Source organism: Slackia sp. (genome assembly GCF_977041755.1).
The window spans coordinates 1-3,331 of record NZ_CDRRGL010000169.1; the positions used below are offsets into that span (position 1 = coordinate 1).

3 protein-coding genes and 2 tRNA genes are annotated in these 3,331 nt (G+C 58.2%); 4 read left to right on the plus strand and 1 reads right to left on the minus strand.

Features of this window, described 5'->3' with window-relative positions; genetic code table 11:
• Window positions 1–394, minus strand: a 394-nt coding sequence (locus ACWI8T_RS09020) for an IS110 family transposase (RefSeq protein WP_449138698.1), incomplete at its 3' end; no start/stop codon positions are given.
• Window positions 395–938: 544 nt separating this feature from the next.
• On the opposite strand from ACWI8T_RS09020, the gene ACWI8T_RS09025 reads away from it, so the two are divergent.
• The 4 genes from ACWI8T_RS09025 to ACWI8T_RS09040 form a co-directional block, all read left to right on the plus strand.
• Window positions 939–1,015 (plus strand) — tRNA-Ile (locus ACWI8T_RS09025).
• 59 nt (window positions 1,016–1,074) lie between these two features.
• Window positions 1,075–1,150, plus strand: a tRNA-Ala gene (locus ACWI8T_RS09030).
• A gap of 223 nt (window positions 1,151–1,373) precedes the next feature.
• Window positions 1,374–1,910 carry a J domain-containing protein gene (locus ACWI8T_RS09035; RefSeq protein WP_114616337.1) on the plus strand — a complete coding sequence of 179 codons (537 nt, stop codon included), beginning with the start codon at window positions 1,374–1,376 and terminating at the stop codon, window positions 1,908–1,910.
• On the plus strand, window positions 1,911–3,331 hold a 1,421-nt coding region (locus tag ACWI8T_RS09040), incomplete at its 3' end, for a GTP-binding protein (RefSeq protein ID WP_449138699.1). It lies immediately after the preceding gene.

Genomic DNA, 3,331 nt, shown 5'->3' on the forward strand with positions numbered 1-3,331 from the left:
GCGCGCGCACCAGGTCGCGCGCCGCCTCGCACCCGTCGTCGGGAACCCACACCTCGACGACGTTTCCCACGGAGAGCATCCTGGCGAGGAACTCCGCGTCGTTGCGGTCGTTCTTCCTCTTGCGGTCAGCCGGGGGCTTGATCATCTTCGAGACCGCGCCGACGACGCAGTCGATCCCCATCGAAGCCAGCCTCTTCTGCAGGTCGAACCCGGTGACGCCCGACTCGTAGACGCATTTGGCGGACGGGTCGACGGACGACACCCAGCCCGCGACTTCGGCGGCGTCGTAGCCGAAGGTGGCCGAGCGCACCTCGCCGGTCATCGCGTCGAGGGCGACGGCCTTTATCGAGCGCGCGTGCACGTCGAGGCCGACGAAGGTGGTAGTATTCAACATGAGAGAGAGCCCCTTTCCATGCTTGTGGCGTGGCCGCCACCGGTTCGAATCAGACACTCGCCATTGTCGGCCTAATCCACGGGAATTGCATGCAGCAGGGGCTCTCAATGTTGCTATGTCCTGCTCATATCGTCTCGTCTATGGTGCTAGTTGCGCGGCCGCTTCTGGCAGGAAATGCTGCCTGGGGGCCTCGTTGCGTTCCTTTTTACGGCGGCTTATGGATTCTCTCTTAGCAACGTGCCGCTGACCTGGTGCTATGAATTGCGTTTTGATGCGGGAACGCGTGAGGGTTGCTTAAAGAGGCCCCATTGCCCTAATTCCTGCCATGAAAGGCGCGATTTGTTGCAATTGGGCCCCCTTCGTGCATTTTTTGGCAACCGATTCGATGCGTCAATTGTTTGTGCAATCTTGCGGAACAGGTGCTATGCCCTTCTTGCGCTGAAAGAGCGGAATCGCTTCACTCGCGATAGTTCCGAAAAAAGTTGAAAAAAGTTGTTGCAAAGTTGTTTCGAGTCGTTGTAATATAGCCAAGCGCTTTTAGCGCGGGCCTGTAGCTCAGTTGGTCAGAGCGCACGACTGATAATCGTGAGGTCACAAGTTCGAACCTTGTCAGGCCCACCACCTTTGCTTAATAAACGCCCCACCGTGAGCCACGAGCCGGTGGAGCGTTTATTAGATACGGGGAATTAGCTCAGCTGGGAGAGCGCGGGCTTTGCAAGCCTGAGGTCAGGGGTTCGATCCCCCTATTCTCCACCACATTCATTACGCCGTCCTTCGGGGCGGCGTTTTTCGTATTTCACCCTCATTATGCTGCGCTCACGCCGTGCGCAAGGAGTATCTTTCGCACCAGAATCATATGTCCGCCTGCGGCGCTGCTATGCAGGTTCTTTGTAAGCGTTTTGCGCGTTTATCTGCAGCGTTGCTATGCCTGCTATAATTCTCGCCCGTATGTTTTCGCTTTGTCGACGAAAGGGTTTGCGTGAATCGTACCGAAGCGCTCAACATCCTTGGACTCGACGACGATGCGTCGGCGGCCGACATCAAATCGGCCTATCGCGAGTGCGTGCAGATATTGCACCCCGATCGCTTCGCGAATAATAAGAAGCTGCAAGATCGAGCGACTGAGCAATTCAAGCGTCTACAAGACGCCTACGAGTATCTCACGAGCGATCGCGCGGCGTCGAAACAGAGCCGCTCGTCTTCTCGCCCTCGCCAAGCCTACACGGCACGCGAGGCGAAAATTGCGGGTTTGGAAGCCGCGCGCACGCAGCTCATCGCCCAGCACGATGCTCTGTGCGACGAGCGCCGCAATTCCATCATCATGATTGCGGCCGGCGTCATTATCGCGCTGTTCTTGCGCCGCATCGTATGGGCGGCTGGCCTTGCGGGAACGTTGGTAATTTGGGGTATCGTCACGCTCACGGGAGCGTGCAAGAATATCGCGACGCTCAATGAGCACCTCGGCGAAATTGAGATGCAGAAGCGCCAACTGGAAGAGAACTGGGAAGAAGACTAAATGAAGCAAGAAAACCTTCGCAACGTGGCAATCATCGCGCACGTTGACCATGGTAAAACCACGATGGTCGACCGCCTTCTGGGCGCAGCCCACGTGTTCCGCGAGAATCAGCAGGTCGAGGAGCGCGTGCTCGACTCGAATGATCAGGAACGTGAGCGCGGCATCACCATTCTGTCGAAGAATATTTCCATCAACTACAAAGGCGTGAAGATCAACGTCATCGACACCCCGGGCCACGCCGACTTCGGCGGCGAGGTCGAGCGCGTGCTGAACATGGCCGACGGCGCTCTGCTCATCGTTGACGCATACGAAGGCCCCAAGCCCCAGACGCGTTTCGTGCTTTCGCATGCACTCGAGGCCGGCCTGCGCATTGTGGTGGTCGTGAACAAAATCGACCGCCCGAATGCCGATCCCGAAGCCGCCGTCGATAAGGTGTTCGACCTCATGGTCGAACTTGGCGCTTCCGACGAGCAGCTCGATTTCCCGGTTGTTTACGCTTCGGCCGTGAATGGCTACGCTCGCTACGAATACGACGACGGCAACATGGACATGATTCCGCTGCTCGATACCATTTTGAAAGAAATTCCTGCGCCCGACGTTGACGCCGATGGCCCGGTTGCGATGCAGGTGTGCACCGTCGACCACAGCAGCTACGAAGGCCGCATCGGCATTGGCCGCTTGCATAGCGGCACCATTCACGAGAAAGACCTCGTGCTCGTGGTTCCCTCCGAGGGCGAGCCGTACAATGCCCAGATTCGCAAGGTGTACACCTTTGAGAACCTTGGCAAGGTTGAGGTCCCCGAGGCTCATGCGGGCGACATCGTTGCTGTTATCGGCATTGAGGCTGCCGACATCGGAGACGTGATTACCGATCGTGAGAACCCGGTCGAAATGAAGCCCATCGCCGTCGAAGAGCCTACCATGGCCGTTGTATTCGAAGCTTCCACGAGCCCCATCGTGGGTCGCGAGGGTGACATCGTTGGCGCCCGCCAGCTTAAAGAGCGCCTCATGCGCGAAAAGGAATCCAACATTTCCATGCGCATTGACGAGACGGAAGACAAGAGCGGCGTTCGCGTCGCCGGTCGTGGCGTTCTGCACCTGTCCGTTCTTATGGAAACGATGCGCCGCGAGGGCTTCGAGTTCCAGGTTGGTCGTCCTCAGGTCGTGTACAAGACCGACGAGCACGGCAACAAGCTTGAGCCCATCGAGGAGGCAACGCTCGACGTTCCCAACGATTACTCGGGCAAGGCTATCGAGGTTATGGGCACCGCTGGCGGCATCATGGAAGACATGGCTTCCGACGAGACCATGACGCACCTCGTGTTCCGCATTCCGTCGCGCGGCACCATGGGCCTGAAGACGCGCATCCTCAACGTGACCCACGGCGAGGGCGTGCTGTTCCATCACTTCCGCGAGTACGG